Raw genomic sequence first — 15,089 nt, forward strand, 5'->3', positions numbered from 1 at the left:
AGGGGGCGACCAGGTCGCCGTGCGCGCGGGCTCACTCCCGTGGCCGAGTCTCCTCCCGGATGACGCGCCGCGCCACCGCGAAGGCGGAGGTGGCGGCGGGCACCCCGCAGTAGACGGCGGTGTGCAGCAGCACCTCCTCGATCTCGGCCGGGGTGAGGCCGCCGCGCAGCGCGGCCTTGGTGTGCGCGGCCAGTTCCGTGTGGTGGCCTCCGGCGACGAGCGCGGTCAGGGTGATGACGCTGCGGGTCCGCCGGTCGAGCCCGGGCCGGTTCCAGACCTCGCCCCAGACGTAGCGGGTGACGAAGTCCTCGAAGTCCCCGGCGGACTCCTCGGTCTCCTCGGCCGCCCGGTCGACGTAGGCGTCGCCCAGGAGTTCGCGCCGGGTGCGGTCGCCCTCGGTGTACGGGTCCGGCCCGGCCGCGGTGCCGCCCCGGTGCTGCGGGACGGGCCGCACGGGGGCCGCCGCCGTTACCGGCTCAGGGACGACGGCGGCGGGCTGCGCGGGTACGGCCACGGCCGCGGGCTGCTCGGTCCAGGTGGCCTCGAAGTGGCGTGCGAGGAGCTCGCCCACGGCGGCGGGCTGCTCGACCGGCACCAGGTGCGAGGCTCCGGGGACGACCGCGAGCCGCGCGTCGGGTATCCCGGCGACCAGGGCCCGGGCGTCGGCGGGCGGCGTCACCTGGTCCTCGGCGCCGCCCAGGACCAGCGTCGGCACGGTGATCAGGCCCAGCTCGGCGCGCACGTCGTGGGCGGCCAGCGCCTCGCAGGCGGCGATGTAGCACTCGGGGTCGACGGCGCGGGCCATCTGGACGGACCAGTCCACGATGGCGGCCTGGACGTCACGGAAGGCGGGGGCGAACCAGCGCTCGGGGGCGCTCAGGGCGATCTGCTCCAGGCCGTTGGCGCGGACGACCACCCCGAGTTGCCGCCAGGCGTCGGGCGTGCCGAAGCGGGCTGCGGAGGACACCAGGGCGAGGGAGGCGACGCGCTGCGGGGCGCGCAGCGCGAGCTGGGTGCCGATGGCGCCGCCGAAGGCGCAGCCCGCGTAGCCGAAGCGCTCGACGCCGGCCTCGTCCAGGGTGCGCAGCAGGCGGTCGGCGAGGTCCGCGGTGGAGATCGAGGGGTCGGCGGGGGCACCGCCGTGCCCCGGGAGGTCGTACCGCAGTACCCGCCACTGCCGGGTCAACTCGGGTATCTGCCGGTCCCACATGTGCCACGTCGTGCCCAGTGAGGGGCCGAGGACCAGGACCGGCGCGTCCTGCGGGCCGTCGATGCGGTGCTGGAGGGTCTTGGGGCTCTGCTCGTCGCTCACTCGCTCCACGCTATCCAGGCGTTCGCGGGCGCCGACGGCCGGGCCCCGCGGCGGCGCGGAACCCTTGCGGCGCCTGGGCGCCGGTCAGCGGAAGTTTATCGTGGACACGACATAGACCACGGGATGGTCCGTGTTGGAGAAGTCGACCGTGATGTTGTGGTCCGGCTTGTCACCGTGCTGCTTGAGCTTGAGGCCCGCCCACTGGCGGTCCGCGCCGAAGGTCCAGCGCACGGTGCGGGCCTGCTTCCGGCTCACGGTCACGTCGCCGTCCGCGAGGGCGGAGCGGCTCCTGCCGTACTGGGCGAGGAAGGTGTCCAGGCCGCCCTGGTTGGTGCGGAACTGCACGTAGAAGGAGCTGGACGCCCAGTTGTTGGTCTCCAGGTACGCCACCGGCGCCGAGCCGGACGGGATCGTCACCTCGTAGATCCGCCGCTGCACCTTGGTGGGCCACAGGTGGGTGAGCGTGGTGACGGCGGCCTGCTGCTGCTTCTCCTCGCCGCTGTCCCGGCTCTGCTCCGCGGAGATGATCACATAGCCGATCGGGACCAGGATCAGCAGCGGGACGACCGTCCACTGCACCCAGCGCGGCGGCTTCCTCGGGGGCATGGCACTCACTTGCCGACAACCTTCGCGTAGCGCTCGTACCGCTCGACCCGCCGCCGGTTGGCCCGCCGGAAGCGGCGCGCGACCAGCCGCGCCAGATCCGCGGCGCCGACCATCCCGGCCTCGGGGCCGAGTTGCGCCTTGACGATACGCGCCTCCGGCCGGTAGCCGCGCCCGGTCAGATGGCGCCGGAACGCGTCGCGGGCCGGGGCGATCAGCAGGTCGTCGGCCGCGCTGACGCCGCCGCCGATGACGAAGCAGGAAGGGTCCAGGGCCGCGGCGAGGTTGGCGATGCCGACGCCCAGCCACTGGCCGATGTCCTGGAAGAGCTCGACGCACATCGCATCACCCTCACGGGCGAGCTCCGTGATGAGCGGACCGGTGATCTCCCGCACCTGGCCGCCCACCCGGTCGATGATCCCGTACGCCACCGGGGACTCGGCCGCCGCCAGCTCGCGGGCCTCGCGCACCAGGGCGTTGCCCGAGCTGTACTGCTCCCAGCAGCCGCGGTTGCCGCAGGCGCAGCGGTGCCCGCCGGGCACCACCTGCATATGGCCGAACTCGCCCGCTACGCCGTAGCGGCCCCGCTTGACCTGGCCGTCCTCCAGGATGGCACCGCCGATGCCGGTGCCGAGCGTGATCATGACGAGGTCGTTCTCGCCGCGGCCCGCGCCGAAGCGCCATTCCGCCCAGGCGGCGGTGTTGGCGTCGTTGTCCACCATGACGGGAACCCGCAGGCGCTCGGTGAGGCGGGCCTTCAGCGGCTCGTCACGCCACGACAAGTGGGGCGCGAAGAGCACCCGCGAGCGGTCCGCGTCGACCCAGCCGGCAGCGCCGATGCCGACGGCGTGCACATCGTGCCGCTCGGACAGGTCGAGGACGAGCTCGGTGATGGTGTCCTCCACCACCTTCGGGCTCTTGCTCTTGTCCGGGGTCTCGGTGCGCAGCTTCTCCAGGATGTTGCCGTCCGCGTCGACCACGCCGGCCATCACCTTGGTGCCGCCGATGTCGATGCCGACGGTGGGGACGCGGGGCGCGGTGAGGTGCGAACGGCGCTCACGGCGGCCCACGGTGCTCAGCAGTGTGGAGCTGCTGGAGGTGCGGGCGGCACCCCGGTACATGCTCATCGGTTCACCCCCGTGGTTCCGATCCCGGACTCGGTCCCGAACTGCAGCTCGGTCGTCGCTCGCAAGGCTCGTCTCTCCGGGGTCGGGGGCGTTTCTCCGAGTGATTCTAAGTGCCGGTGGTCGCGGGGGCGTGGCCCCCGGCCCGGGGCGACGGCGGGCGGGTGCGCGGGGCGGGCGGCCGGGGCCGCCCGCCCGCCGTCACGGCGCCGGACGGCGCAGCTCGTGGGCGAGGGCCTCCAGGTCCGTGCCGCCGGCCATCTCCCGGGTGAGCTCGTCCACCGTGATCCCGTCCCTGGTGTAGGAGCCGGTCATCGTGCCGCGGCGCAGCAGGACGAAGCGGTCGCCGACGAGGTGGGCGTGGTGGGGGTTGTGGGTGATGAGGACCACGCCGAGCCCGGCGTCCCGCGCCGCGGCGACGTACTTCAGGACGACGCCGGACTGCCGGACGCCGAGCGCCGCCGTGGGCTCGTCGAGGATGAGCACCTTGGCCCCGAAGTGCACGGCCCGGGCGATGGCGACGCACTGGCGCTGCCCGCCCGACAGGGTGCCGATGGACTGGTCCACGTCGCGCAGGTCGATGCCCATGTCGCGCAGGGCCGTGCGGGTCGTCTCCCGCATCATGGCGACGTCTAGGCGCTTGAAGGGACCGCGGCCCTTCCTCGGCTCGGAGCCGAGGAAGAAGTTCCGCCACACCGGCATCAGCGGGACGACCGCCAGGTCCTGGTACACGGTGGCGATGCCGTGGTCGAGCGCCTCCCGGGGGGAGGCGTGGCGCACGGGCACGCCCTCGATCTCGTAGCTGCCCCGGTCGTGCTGGTGCAGCCCCGCGATGATCTTGATCAGGGTGGACTTCCCGGCGCCGTTGTCACCGAGGACGCAGGTGATCTCCCCCGCGTGCACCTCCAGGGAGACGTCCTCCAGGGCGCGCACGTGCCCGTACGCCTTGCTGACGCCGGTCAGCTTCACCAGGGCCGTCACTTCGCCGCCTCCGCCCGCTTGCGGACCCAGGCGTTGAGCAGCGTCGCCAGCAGCAGCATGGCGCCCAGGAAGAACTTGAACCAGTCCGGGTTCCACTCGGCGTAGACGATGCCCTTGCTGGTCATGCCGAAGATGAACGCGCCGACCGCCGAGCCGATGGCCGAGCCGTAGCCGCCGGTCATCAGACAGCCGCCGATCACGGCGGCGATGATGTACAGGAACTCGTTGCCGATGCCCTCTCCCGACTGCACCACGTCGAAGGAGAACAGCAGGTGCTGCCCGGAGATCCACGCGCAGAAGGCGACGGCCATGTAGAGGCCCGTCTTCGTGCGGGTGACGGGGACGCCGACCGCGCGGGCCGCGTCGGGGCCGCCGCCGGACGCGAAGATCCAGTTGCCTGCGCGGGTGCGCAGCAGCACCCAGGTGGCGACGGCGACCAGCGCGATCCACCACAGGATGGTGACCTGGAGGTCGACGTCGCCGATGGTCAGGTGCGAGGCGAACAGCGCACGCGCCGAGGAAAAGCCCTCCATGTCGGCGATGGACTTGGTGCTGACCGTGCCGTCGATGAGCTTGGTGAAGCCCAGGTTGAGGCCGGTGAGCATCAGGAAGGTGCCCAGCGTGATGATGAAGCTCGGCAGCTTGGTGCGGGACAGCATGATGCCGTTGAAGAACCCGATGGCGAGGGTGACGAGCAGCGAGACGCCGACGCCGACCCAGACGTTCGCCGTCATCTGGTAGCTGAACATCGACGACACCAGGGCGGAGGACGTCACCAGGACGCCCGCCGACAGGTCGAACTCGCCGCCGATCATCAGGAGCGCCACCGGCACCGCCATGATCCCGATGGTGGACGCCGCGTACAGGACCGTGCCGAGGCTCGCCGGCCGCAGGAAGGAGTCGGCGGCCACCGAGAAGACGACGAAGACGGCCACGGCGCCGACGACCGCGCCCAGCTCGGGGCGGCCGAACAGGCGGTGCCCGAGCCGCCTCGGGGGCGCGAGGCTGTCCGCGGTCATCGGGTGCCCCGCTTGGCGTAGTCCTTCAGCGCGGCCGCGTCGTCCTTGGTGACGATCTGCGGGCCGGTGAGAACGGGCCTGCCGCCGCCGAGGACGTCGGCGTTGTAGCGGTAGAGCCACAGCAGGTCGACGGCCTCGTATCCCTGCAGGTACGGCTGCTGGTCCACGGCGAAGCCGATGGTGCCGGCCTCCAGCGCGCCCGCGACCTGCCCGTTGAGGTCGAAGGTGTCGACCTCGGCCTGGCTGCCCGCCTGCTCCTTCGCCTTGGCGGCGGTGGCGGCGTAGGGCGCGCCGAGGGTCACGACGGCGTCGATGGAACGGTCGGCCGCCAGCTTGGCCTGGAGGGCGGACTGGACGTCGGGCATGTTGGTGCCGTTGACGTAGAGGTTCTCCGTCGTGCCCCCGAAGGTGTTCTTCACACCCGCGCAGCGCTGCTCGTGGCCGACGTTGCCCTGTTCGTGCAGCACGCACAGGACGTGCTTCCTGCCGCGCTCCGTGAGCTCGTCGCCGACCGCCTCGCCGGCGATGGTCTCGTCCTGGCCGATGTGGGCCAGGGCCCCGAACTCCTTGGACTGGGCGGACCCGGAGTTGATGGTGATGACCGGAATGCCGGCCTTCTCCGCCTTCAGGACCACGTCCTTCATGGCCTCGGGCTTGGCGAGCGTGACGACCAGGCCGTCGACCTTCTGGTCGATGGCCGTCTGCACCAGCTGCGCCTGGTCCTTGCCCTGGTCGCTGTTGGAGTACAGGAATTTGATGTTGTCCTTGGCGGCGGCCTGCCGGGCGCCCTTCTGGACGATGTCCCAGAAGCTGTCGCCGGCACCGGCGTGGGTGACCATGGCGACCGTCCACTTCGGTGTGTCGACGGCCGAACCGTTGGCCTGGGCCTCCTTGGCCCGCTGCTCCGCGCGCAGGCCCCCGGTGCTGCTGCAGCCCGCCAGCGCCACACCGATGACCACTGTCAGTAGCGCACCGAGCGCACGCTTTCCCCTGTTCGCGCTCTCCACGTCGTGCCTTTCCCTGCTGGTCTTGGAACCGACCAAGTATCCGTCACAGGGGGCGATGCTTGCGGAAGGGGGGGTTCCGCAGCCGTTCAGGCCCGTACGAGCAGCTGGAACTCGAACGCGTAGCGGGAGGCGCGGTAGATGTGCGTGCCGTACTCGACGGCCCGTCCGGTGTCGTCGTAGGTCGTCCGGCTCATGGTGAGCAGCGCGGCTCCCGGCTCCTCGGCGAGCAGCTCGCCCTCCGCCTCGGTGGCGCAGCGGGCACCTACCGACTGACGGGCGCTGTGCAGGGTGATCCCGGCGGCGCGCATCATGCGGTAGAGGCCGGTGGACTCCAGCTTGGCGTTGTCCAGGGGGATGAGTCCGGGCGGCAGGTAGTTGCACATGTGGGCCATCGGCTCGCCATGGGTGAAGCGCAGCCGCTGGAGGACGACGACGTCACTGCCCTCGGCGATGCCCAGGGCGGCGGCGACCTGGGCGGTGGCCGGCTCGGTCTCGTTGCGCAGCACCTGGGTGGCGGGGCTCTGCCCGGCGGCCTGGAGGTCGTCGAAGAGGCTGCTCAGCTCCAGGGGCCGCTTGACCTGGCTGTGCACGACCTGGGTGCCCACTCCGCGACGGCGCACCAGCAGCCCCTTGTCCACCAGGGACTGGATGGCCTGCCGGACGGTCGGCCGGGAGAGGCCGAGGCGTCCGGCGAGTTCGATCTCGTTGCCCAGGAGACTGCCCGGAGCGAGCCTGCCGTGCTCGATGGCACCCTCCAGCTGCTGGGCGAGCTGGTAGTACAGCGGCACCGGACTGGAGCGGTCCACCTCGAACTCGAGCGGCGCGGACTCTGCTTTGGACACAGGGGGAGCGTATCCGCCGGTCTCGATCTCAGGAAACTCTGACATCACATTGTCCGAACATTTGGATCCACGCCTTCTCGAGGGCCTGTGGACGGGCCGGTGCGGTCGGTGGTGCGGGGCTCCGGGAGCGGGCTCCGGGGTGCCTCCTCACAGGTGGCGGCGGCGGTCGCCCAGGTGCCGCTCATAGGACTTGCGGGCCTCGACGGCCGCCTCGCGGGAGGCGGTCTCGGCGACCGGCACGTCCCACCAGGCCTGGGCGGCGGGGGCCGTCGGTGTGGGGTCGGTCTCGACGTACACGCAGGTCGGGCGGTCGGAGGCACGGGCCGCGGCCAGCGCCTCGCGCAGTTCGCGCACCGTCTCGGCGCGCAGCACGTCCATCCCGAGGCTGGCGGCGTTGGCGGCGAGGTCCACGGGGAGCGGGTCGCCGGTGAAGGAGCCGTCGGCGGCGCGATAGCGGTAGGCGGTGCCGTAGCGCTCGCCGCCGACCTCGGAGGACAGTCCGCCGATGGAGGCGTAGCCGTGGTTCTGGATGAGGAGGAGGTTGATGTTCACGCCCTCCTGGACGGCGGTCACGATCTCCGTCGGCATCATCAGATAGGTGCCGTCGCCGACGAGCGCCCACACGGGCCGGTCGGGCGCCGCCATCCGCACACCGATGGAGGCCGGGATCTCGTAGCCCATGCAGGAGTAGCCGTACTCCAGGTGGTACTGGCGCGGGGAGCGGGCGCGCCACAGCTTGTGCAGGTCACCGGGGAGGGAGCCGGCGGCGTTGATCAGCACGTCGTCGTCGCCGACGACCGAGTCCAGCGCGCCCAAAACCTGGGTCTGGGTGGGCCGGTCGGTGTCGTCCGCGGCGTACGCGGCGTCGACGACACGCTCCCAGCGCTCCTTGCCGGCGCGGTACTCGGCCTCGTACTCCGGCTCGACGCGGTGTCCCGCCACGGCCTGCGCGAGGGCTTCGAGGCTCGCGCGGGCATCACCGACCAGGGTGCGGGCACCGAGCTTGTGGGCGTCGAAGCCGGTGACGTTGAGGTTGAGGAAGCGCACCCCGGGCGCGGCGAAGAGCGTGGAGGACGCGGTGGTGAAGTCGGTGTAGCGGGTGCCCACGCCGATGACCAGGTCGGCGGTGCGCGCGATGTCGTCGGCGACGGCGGTGCCGGTGTGGCCGACGCCGCCGATGTCGGCCGGGTGGTCGTGGCGCAGCGAGCCCTTGCCCGCCTGCGTGGAGGCCACGGGGATGCCGGTCGCCTCGGCCAGTGCCTCCAGGACCGGCTCGGCCTCGCTGTGGTGGACGCCGCCGCCCGCGATGATCAGCGGACGCCGGGCGGTACGCACCGCCTCGGCGGCGGCTGCGAGCTCGGCGGCCTCGGGGGCCCGACGGCGTACGTGCCAGACGCGCTCGGCGAAGAACTCCTCGGGCCAGTCGTACGCCTCGGTCTGGACGTCCTGCGGGAGGGCGAGCGTGACGGCGCCGGTCTCGGCGGGGTCGGCGAGCACCCGCATCGCCTGGAGGGCGGACGGGATCAGGGCCTCGGGCCGGGTGATCCGGTCGAACCAGCGGGAGACCGGGCGCAGCGCGTCGTTGACGGAGACGTCGCCGTACTGGGTGTGCTCCAGTTGCTGGAGCACCGGGTCGGGAACCCGGTTGGCGAAGGAGTCGCCGGGGAGCAGGAGCACCGGCAGCCGGTTGACGGTGGCGAGCGCGGCACCGGTGACGAGGTTGGTGGCGCCGGGGCCGATGGAGGTCGTGACGGCCTGCGCGGACAGCCGGTTGAGCTGGCGGGCGTAGCCGACGGCGGCGTGCACCATGGCCTGCTCGTTGCGGCCCTGGTGGTACGGCATCTCCTGCCGGTACTCCACCAGCGCCTGGCCGATGCCGGCGACGTTGCCGTGGCCGAAGATGCCCCACGTGCCGGCGACGAGCCGGCGGCGGACCCCGTCGCGCTCGGTGTACTGCGCGGACAGGAACCGCACCAGTGCCTGGGCGACCGTGAGGCGGCGTACGGACTGGCTGCTCATCAGGACCTCTCGGGGGCTTCGCCGGTGGCGGCGGGGGCGGTGTACAGGGGCAGGCGCGGGTCGACGGGCTGGTCCGGCCAGGTGCCACGGACCCAGGCGTGGTCGGGGTGGTCGCAGATCAGCCAGGCGCGCTCCTCCCCCGGGCCCGCCATGACGTTGAGGTAGTACATGTCGTGGCCGGGGACGGCCATAGAGGGGCCGTGCCAGCCGTCGGGGATGAGGACGACGTCGCCGCCCCGGACCTCGGCGAGGACGTCGGTGTTGCGGCCGTTGCCGGAGGGCGAGACGCGCTGGTAGCCGATGCCCTCCTTGCCGTGCGCCGGGGCGATCTCGAAGTAGTAGATCTCCTCCAGGCGCGATTCGCCCTCGCGGTCCTCGTCGTGCTTGTGCGGCGGGAAGGACGACCAGTTGCCCGCCGGGGTGAGCACCTCGACCGCGATCAGGCGGTCGCACTCGAAGACACCGGCGGCGCCGAAGTTGTTGACCTGGCGGCTGCAACTGCCGCTGCCCCGCAGCTCGACGGGGACGGCGGAGGCCGGTCCGTAGCGGGCGGGCAGCCGCCGTTCGCAGCGGGCACCGGTCAGGGCGAAGCGGCCGCCGGAGGCGGTGGTCAGGGTCACCGTCTCGTCGCGCGGCACGTACGCGAAGTCGCTGACCGCCGTGAACACGCTCTCGCGCCCGGTGAGCCGGAACGTCCCGCCCTGGGCGGAGACCTCGCAGCCGCCGGAGAGCGGGAGCACGATCCACTCGCTGTCGCCCGTGGCGAACTCGTGCCGTCCGCCGGGCGGGAGGTCCAGGATCCGCAGGGAGGAGTGGTCCCAGCCGGCCCGGCCGGGGTCGACGTCGACGGCGTACGGGCCGGCGGCGGCCTTCCCGGCGGCCAGGTGGTTCTCGGTACTGGTCATGGCGTGGGCCTCGCACTTCTCGCGGTTCGACCAGGACTTCACAGCAGACCGACGGCGGTGTCGACGGCGGTCTCCACGCTGCCCTCCGGCGGGTAGAGCAGGGTGCGGCCGACGACCAGGCCCTGGACGGTGGGCAGCCGCAGCGCCTTGCGCCACTTCTCGTAGACCGCGTCCTGTTCCCTGCCCACCTCTCCCCCGAGCAGGACGGCGGGGAGGGTGGAGGTCTCCATGACGGTGGCCATGTCGTCGACGTCATCGGTGACGGGCACCTTGAGCCAGGTGTAGGCGGAGGTCCCCGCGAGCCCCGAGGCGATGGCGATGGACTTGGTGACGGCCTCCGCGCTGAGGTCGTTGCGGACCCGGCCGTCGACGCGGCGGGATATGAAGGGCTCGACGAAGACCGGGAGCCGGTGTTCGGCCATCTCGTCGATGGCGCGGGCGGTGGCGACCATGGTGCTCAGCGAGCCGCTGTCCTCGTAGCTGATGCGCAGCAGCAGCTTGCCCGCGTCGAAGCCGAGCCGGGCTATGTCCTGGGCGCGGTGGCCGGTGAAGCGGTCGTCGAGCTCGAAGGAGGCGCCGGCCAGGCCGCCGCGGTTCATCGACCCCATGACGACCTTTCCCTCGAGCGCGCCGAGCAGCAGCAGGTCCTCCAGGATGTCCGCGGTGCCGAGGACCCCGTCCACGCCGGGGCGGGAGAGCGCGGTACACAGCCGCTCCAGCAGGTCGACGCGGTTGGCCATGGCGAACTCGCGGTCCCCCACGGCGAAGGCGCCCCGCGCGGGGTGGTCCGCGGCGAGGATCATCAGCCGGCCGCTGTCACCGACGAGCCGGCGCCGCCCACGGCGGGCGGCGGCCTCGGCGATCGCCTCGGGGTGGTGGGTCCGCACCTTCACCAGGTCGGAGATGCTGATGCTCAAGAGGAGCTCACTTTCGGGCAGGGGGCGGACCGTCAGCCTCGGCCGAGGAGGTCCTGGACCTCCGACGCGGTGGGCATCGCGGAGGAGCAGGCGAGACGGGAGGCCACGATCGCGCCCGCGGCGTTGGCGTGGCGCATGATCCGTTCCAGGTCCCAGCCGGCGAGCAGCCCGTGGCAGAGGGAGCCGCCGAAGGCGTCGCCCGCGCCGAGCCCGTTGACCACCTCGACGGGTACCGGCGGCACCTCGGCGGTGGTGCCGTCGCGGTGGACGGCGAGCACGCCCTTGGGGCCCTGCTTGACGACGGCGAGTTCGGCACCGGCGGCGAGCAGCGCCTCGGCGGCGGCGCGCGGTTCGCGCACCCCGGTGGCGATCTCGCACTCGTCGAGGTTGCCGACGGCGACGGTGGCCGAGGCCAGCGCCCGCGCGTAGTAGGGGCGGGCCTCTTCCGGGTCCTTCCAGAACATGGGGCGCCAGTCGAGGTCGAAGACGGTGGTGCCGCGCCGCGCCCTGGCCTCGAGGGCGGTGAGCGTGGCGGTGCGGCTCGGCTCGGCGCACAGGCCGGTTCCGGTCATCCAGAAGATGCGGGCGGCCCGGACGGCGTCCAGGTCCAGCTCGTCGGCGTGGATCTCCAGGTCGGGGGCCTTGGGGAGCCGGTAGAAGTAGAGCGGGAAGTCGTCCGGCGGGAAGATCTCGCAGAAGGTGACGGGCGTCGGGTACGCGGCGACCGGGGTGACGTAGCGGTCGTCGACCCCGAACTCCTTGAGCGCCTGGTGGCAGTAGGCGCCGAAGGGGTCGTCGCCGGTGCGGGTGATGACGGCCGTGCCGCGGCCGAGGCGGGCGGCGGCGACCGCGACGTTGGTGGCGGAGCCGCCGAGGAACTTGCCGAACGTCTCGACCTGGGGCAGCGGGACACCGGTCTGCAGGGGGTAGAGGTCCACCCCGATCCGGCCCATCGTGATCAGGTCGTACGGCTCGGTCATGGGCGTGACTCCTCGTCGTGCGTCACCGGGGGGTCGCTCTGCGGCCCTGTCAGGTCTAGCCCGCCCGGTCGCGGGATGTCAACACTATGTCCTTACATACGAACGTACCGCCCGCCGGAAGTCCGGGTCGTTACCTTGTCGTTACGTCGAGATGAATTGATGTCTTGACAAAGTCTTGACAGGGACCCCAAGGAGGGGTTTGCTCCCGTGCAGCACCCGGCCATGTGAACACGTCCGTCCTCTTCTCCCTCCCACCGCAGTGAGGTGCAGGAACATGGAACGCTCTCGCAGAAACCGTCGGATCTCCGCCGTCGCGGCCCTCTCCGCCGCCGCGCTCCTCCTCGCAGCCGGCTGTTCCAGCAGCTCAGGCGGGAAGAAGGCCGAGGAGTCGCCGGACGCCGCCGCCGCGGGCAAGGCGGACACCCCGCGGATGAAGATCGCGATGGTCACGCACGCGGCCCCCGGCGACACCTTCTGGGACCTGATCCGCAAGGGCGCCCAGGCCGCGGCCGCCAAGGACAACGTCGAACTGATCTACTCCAACGACCCCAACGCCGCGACCCAGGCCAACCTGATCCAGAACGCGATCGACCAGAAGGTCGACGGGATAGCCGTCACCCTGGCCAAGCCTGACGCCATGAAGGACGTCGTCGCCAAGGCCGAGGCCGCCGGCATCCCGGTGGTCGGCTTCAACGCGGGCCTGGACGACTGGAAGGACCAGGGGCTGCTGGAGTACTTCGGACAGGACGAGAGCGTCGCAGGCGAGGCGCTGGGCAACAAGCTCAACGACCTGGGCGCCGAGCACAACGTCTGCGTGATCCACGAGCAGGGCCACGTCGCCCTCGAGGCCCGCTGCGCCGGCGTGAAGAAGACGTTCAAGGGGAAGACCGAGAACCTCTACGTCAACGGCACGGACATGCCGTCGGTGAAGTCCACGATCACCGCGAAGCTCAAGCAGGACTCCGGCATCGACTACGTCGTCACCCTGGGCGCGCCCTTCGCGCTGACGGCCGTCCAGTCGGTCGCGGACGCCGGCAGCAAGGCCAAGGTCGGCACGTTCGACCTCAACAAGGACCTGGTCAAGGCCGTCCAGGACGGCGGGGTGCAATTCGCCGTCGACCAGCAGCCGTACCTGCAGGGCTACCTGTCCGTCGACTCCCTGTGGCTGTACAAGACCAACGGCAACGTCAGCGGCGGCGGCGTGGCACCGGTCCTGACCGGCCCGGCCTTCGTCGACAAGGACAACGTCGAGTCCGTGGCCGCGTTCGCCGCGAAGGGCACCCGGTGATCCCTGTGTCCCAGGCAGCCGCCCCCGCGGCGTCCCCCTCACCACCCGCGACACCCGCCTCCGGGGCGGACGGCCGCACCGCCGAACGCTCGCTGCTGCGCAGGACACTGGCCCGCCCCGAGATCGGCGCGCTGATCGCCGCCGTCGCGGTCTACCTCTTCTTCTTCGCGGTGGCGCCGTCCTTCCGCGAGGCGGGCTCCCTGGCGACGGTGCTCTACCAGGCGTCGGTCATGGGCATCATGGCGCTGCCCGTGGCCCTGCTGATGATCGGCGGCGAGTTCGACCTCTCGGCCGGAGTCGCGGTCACCGCCTCGGCCCTGACCGCGAGCATGTTCAGCTTCCAGCTCAGCATGAACGTGTGGACGGGCGTGGTCGTCGCCCTGGTGGTGTCCCTGGGCATCGGGGCGCTCAACGGCTACATGCTGGTGAGGACGGGGCTGCCCAGCTTCCTCATCACCCTGGCCACCTTCCTGATGCTGCAGGGCCTCAACCTGGCGGTCACCAAGATCTTCACCGGCAACGTCGCCACCGACTCCATCAGCGACATGGACGGCTTCGACCAGGCGCGCGCCGTGTTCGCCTCGGAGATCGGCGTCGGCGGTGTCCAGCTCAAGGTGACGGTGCTGTGGTGGCTCGGCTTCGCGGCCCTCGCCACCTGGGTGCTGCTGCGCACCAGGTTCGGCAACTGGACCTTCGCGGTCGGCGGGAACAAGGACAGCGCGCGGGCGGTCGGCGTACCGGTGGCCTTCACCAAGATCGCGCTGTTCATGGCCGTGGGCCTCGGCGCCTGGTTCACCGGCATGCACCTGCTCTTCTCGTTCAACGCGGTGCAGTCCGGTGAGGGCGTCGGCAACGAGTTCCTGTACATCATCGCGGCGGTCATCGGCGGCTGCCTGCTCACCGGCGGCTACGGTTCGGCGATCGGTTCGGTGATCGGCGCCTTCATCTTCGGGATGGTCTCGCAGGGCATCGTGTACGCCAACTGGAACCCCGACTGGTTCAAGTTCTTCCTCGGCGTGATGCTCCTGATCGCGACCCTCGTCAATCTGTGGGTCCGCCGCACGGCGACCCGGAGGTGAGCCCGATGACCACTGCCACCCCTGCCGGCGGCACCGCCGCCGGCACCGAGCCCCTCGTCGAACTGGACGGGGTGGGCAAGAGCTACGGCAACGTCCGCGCCCTGCACGGGGTCGACCTGGCCGTCCGCCCGGGGCAGGTCACCTGCGTCCTCGGCGACAACGGCGCGGGCAAGTCCACACTGATCAAGATCATCTCCGGGCTGCACCGGCACACCGAGGGCGAGTTCCGCATCGACGGCGCACCCGTACGGCTGAACACCCCGCGGGAGGCCCTGGACCGCGGCATCGCCGCGGTCTACCAGGACCTGGCGACCGTTCCGCTGATGCCGGTCTGGCGGAACTTCTTCCTCGGCTCCGAGCTGACCCGCGGCCCCTGGCCCGTACGGCGCCTGGACATCGCCCGGATGAAACGGACCGCGGACGAGGAACTGCGGGCGATGGGCATCGTCCTGGACGACCTCGAACAGCCCATCGGCACCCTCTCCGGCGGCCAGCGGCAGTCCGTGGCCATCGCCCGCGCGGTCCACTTCGGCGCGCGGGTGCTGATCCTGGACGAGCCGACCGCGGCGCTGGGCGTCAAGCAGTCGGGGGTCGTCCTGAAGTACATCGCCGCCGCACGCGACCGGGGCCTGGGCGTCATCTTCATCACCCACAATCCGCACCACGCGTTCATGGTGGGCGACCACTTCTCCGTGCTGCGGCTGGGCACCCTGGAACTGAGCGCGGGCCGCAAGGAGGTCTCCCTGGAGGAGCTCACCAACCACATGGCGGGCGGCGCCGAGCTGGCCGCGCTCAAGCACGAACTGGCCCAGGTCCGCGGTGTCGACGTGGAGGAACTGCCCGAACCGGAGGACCTGGCCAAGGGTCGCCCCTCCCCGTGAGGGGCCGGCCCCGGACCTCCCCCAGCCTGACATGACGTCCGTATGTCAGGACCAACTCTTGACGGCTGCCCGGCCGGACGGCGAAGCTTCCAGCGGGACCACGGAGCTCCGCGGGCATCCGTACCACCGCCC

General features: G+C 71.5%; 14 protein-coding genes. 3 read left to right on the forward strand and 11 right to left on the reverse strand.

Annotated features, from left to right (window positions below):
• Nucleotides 1-31: 31 nt before the first annotated feature.
• The 11 genes from pcaDC to iolC form a co-directional block, all read right to left on the reverse strand.
• Complete coding sequence (gene pcaDC / locus OIE69_RS10935; RefSeq protein ID WP_326571772.1) at nt 32-1,312, reverse strand: bifunctional 3-oxoadipate enol-lactonase/4-carboxymuconolactone decarboxylase PcaDC; 1,281 nt, start codon at nt 1,310-1,312, stop codon at nt 32-34.
• Between the two features lie 84 nt (nt 1,313-1,396).
• Complete coding sequence (locus OIE69_RS10940; RefSeq protein WP_326571773.1) at nt 1,397-1,918, reverse strand: hypothetical protein; 522 nt, start codon at nt 1,916-1,918, stop codon at nt 1,397-1,399.
• 5 nt (nt 1,919-1,923) lie between these two features.
• Entirely contained in the window at nt 1,924-3,042 is a 1,119-nt protein-coding gene (locus OIE69_RS10945; RefSeq protein ID WP_026251715.1) for an ROK family glucokinase, read from the reverse strand.
• 198 nt (nt 3,043-3,240) lie between these two features.
• Complete coding sequence (locus OIE69_RS10950) at nt 3,241-4,020, reverse strand: ATP-binding cassette domain-containing protein (RefSeq protein ID WP_326571774.1); 780 nt, start codon at nt 4,018-4,020, stop codon at nt 3,241-3,243.
• Nucleotides 4,017-5,039 (reverse strand): ABC transporter permease, encoded by a 1,023-nt coding sequence (locus OIE69_RS10955; RefSeq protein WP_326571775.1) that lies wholly within the window; start codon nt 5,037-5,039, stop codon nt 4,017-4,019. The genes OIE69_RS10950 and OIE69_RS10955 overlap by 4 nt, the downstream gene beginning before the upstream one ends.
• Entirely contained in the window at nt 5,036-5,998 is a 963-nt protein-coding gene (locus OIE69_RS10960; RefSeq protein ID WP_326571776.1) for a sugar ABC transporter substrate-binding protein, read from the reverse strand. The genes OIE69_RS10955 and OIE69_RS10960 overlap by 4 nt, the downstream gene beginning before the upstream one ends.
• A 134-nt stretch (nt 5,999-6,132) precedes the next feature.
• Nucleotides 6,133-6,852 (reverse strand): GntR family transcriptional regulator, encoded by a 720-nt coding sequence (locus tag OIE69_RS10965; protein WP_089223115.1) that lies wholly within the window; start codon nt 6,850-6,852, stop codon nt 6,133-6,135.
• Nucleotides 6,853-7,035: 183 nt separating this feature from the next.
• Nucleotides 7,036-8,907, reverse strand: a complete 1,872-nt coding sequence (gene iolD, locus OIE69_RS10970; RefSeq protein WP_326571777.1) for a 3D-(3,5/4)-trihydroxycyclohexane-1,2-dione acylhydrolase (decyclizing) — start codon at nt 8,905-8,907, stop codon at nt 7,036-7,038.
• Nucleotides 8,907-9,812, reverse strand: a complete 906-nt coding sequence (gene iolB / locus OIE69_RS10975) for a 5-deoxy-glucuronate isomerase (RefSeq protein ID WP_326571778.1) — start codon at nt 9,810-9,812, stop codon at nt 8,907-8,909. The genes iolD and iolB overlap by 1 nt, the downstream gene beginning before the upstream one ends.
• Nucleotides 9,813-9,850: 38 nt before the next feature.
• Nucleotides 9,851-10,729, reverse strand: coding sequence for a Cgl0159 family (beta/alpha)8-fold protein (locus tag OIE69_RS10980; RefSeq protein ID WP_326571779.1), 879 nt, complete (start codon nt 10,727-10,729; stop codon nt 9,851-9,853).
• A 32-nt stretch (nt 10,730-10,761) separates the two neighbouring features.
• The gene (gene iolC, locus OIE69_RS10985; RefSeq protein WP_326571780.1) at nt 10,762-11,709 is read right to left on the reverse strand and encodes a 5-dehydro-2-deoxygluconokinase; all 948 of its coding nucleotides are present in this window, start codon (nt 11,707-11,709) and stop codon (nt 10,762-10,764) included.
• 274 nt (nt 11,710-11,983) lie between these two features.
• Here iolC and OIE69_RS10990 point away from each other — a divergent pair, with 274 nt between their 5' ends.
• From OIE69_RS10990 to OIE69_RS11000, 3 genes are read left to right on the forward strand one after another with little or no spacing between them, the layout of a single operon-like run.
• Nucleotides 11,984-12,997 carry a sugar ABC transporter substrate-binding protein gene (locus OIE69_RS10990; RefSeq protein ID WP_326571781.1) on the forward strand — a complete coding sequence of 338 codons (1,014 nt, stop codon included), beginning with the start codon at nt 11,984-11,986 and terminating at the stop codon, nt 12,995-12,997.
• Nucleotides 12,998-13,002: 5 nt separating this feature from the next.
• Entirely contained in the window at nt 13,003-14,076 is a 1,074-nt protein-coding gene (locus OIE69_RS10995) for an ABC transporter permease (protein ID WP_326581080.1), read from the forward strand.
• 5 nt (nt 14,077-14,081) lie between these two features.
• Entirely contained in the window at nt 14,082-14,957 is an 876-nt protein-coding gene (locus OIE69_RS11000) for an ATP-binding cassette domain-containing protein (RefSeq protein ID WP_326571782.1), read from the forward strand.
• Nucleotides 14,958-15,089: the final 132 nt, after the last annotated feature.

This window comes from Actinacidiphila glaucinigra, assembly GCF_035918135.1.
Taxonomy (GTDB): Bacteria; Actinomycetota; Actinomycetes; order Streptomycetales; family Streptomycetaceae; genus Actinacidiphila; species Actinacidiphila glaucinigra.

Excerpts from the sequence above, each read along its gene's own strand:
- OIE69_RS10940 (WP_326571773.1), bottom strand. The coding sequence starts at position 1,918 with ATGCCCCCGAGGAAGCCGCCGCGCTGGGTGCAGTGGACGGTCGTCCCG.
- OIE69_RS10945 (WP_026251715.1), bottom strand. The coding sequence starts at position 3,042 with ATGAGCATGTACCGGGGTGCCGCCCGCACCTCCAGCAGCTCCACACTG.
- OIE69_RS10955 (WP_326571775.1), bottom strand. The coding sequence starts at position 5,039 with ATGACCGCGGACAGCCTCGCGCCCCCGAGGCGGCTCGGGCACCGCCTG.
- iolD (WP_326571777.1), bottom strand. The coding sequence starts at position 8,907 with ATGAGCAGCCAGTCCGTACGCCGCCTCACGGTCGCCCAGGCACTGGTG.
- iolB (WP_326571778.1), bottom strand. The coding sequence starts at position 9,812 with ATGACCAGTACCGAGAACCACCTGGCCGCCGGGAAGGCCGCCGCCGGC.
- iolC (WP_326571780.1), bottom strand. The coding sequence starts at position 11,709 with ATGACCGAGCCGTACGACCTGATCACGATGGGCCGGATCGGGGTGGAC.
- OIE69_RS10990 (WP_326571781.1), top strand. The coding sequence starts at position 11,984 with ATGGAACGCTCTCGCAGAAACCGTCGGATCTCCGCCGTCGCGGCCCTC.
- OIE69_RS11000 (WP_326571782.1), top strand. The coding sequence starts at position 14,082 with ATGACCACTGCCACCCCTGCCGGCGGCACCGCCGCCGGCACCGAGCCC.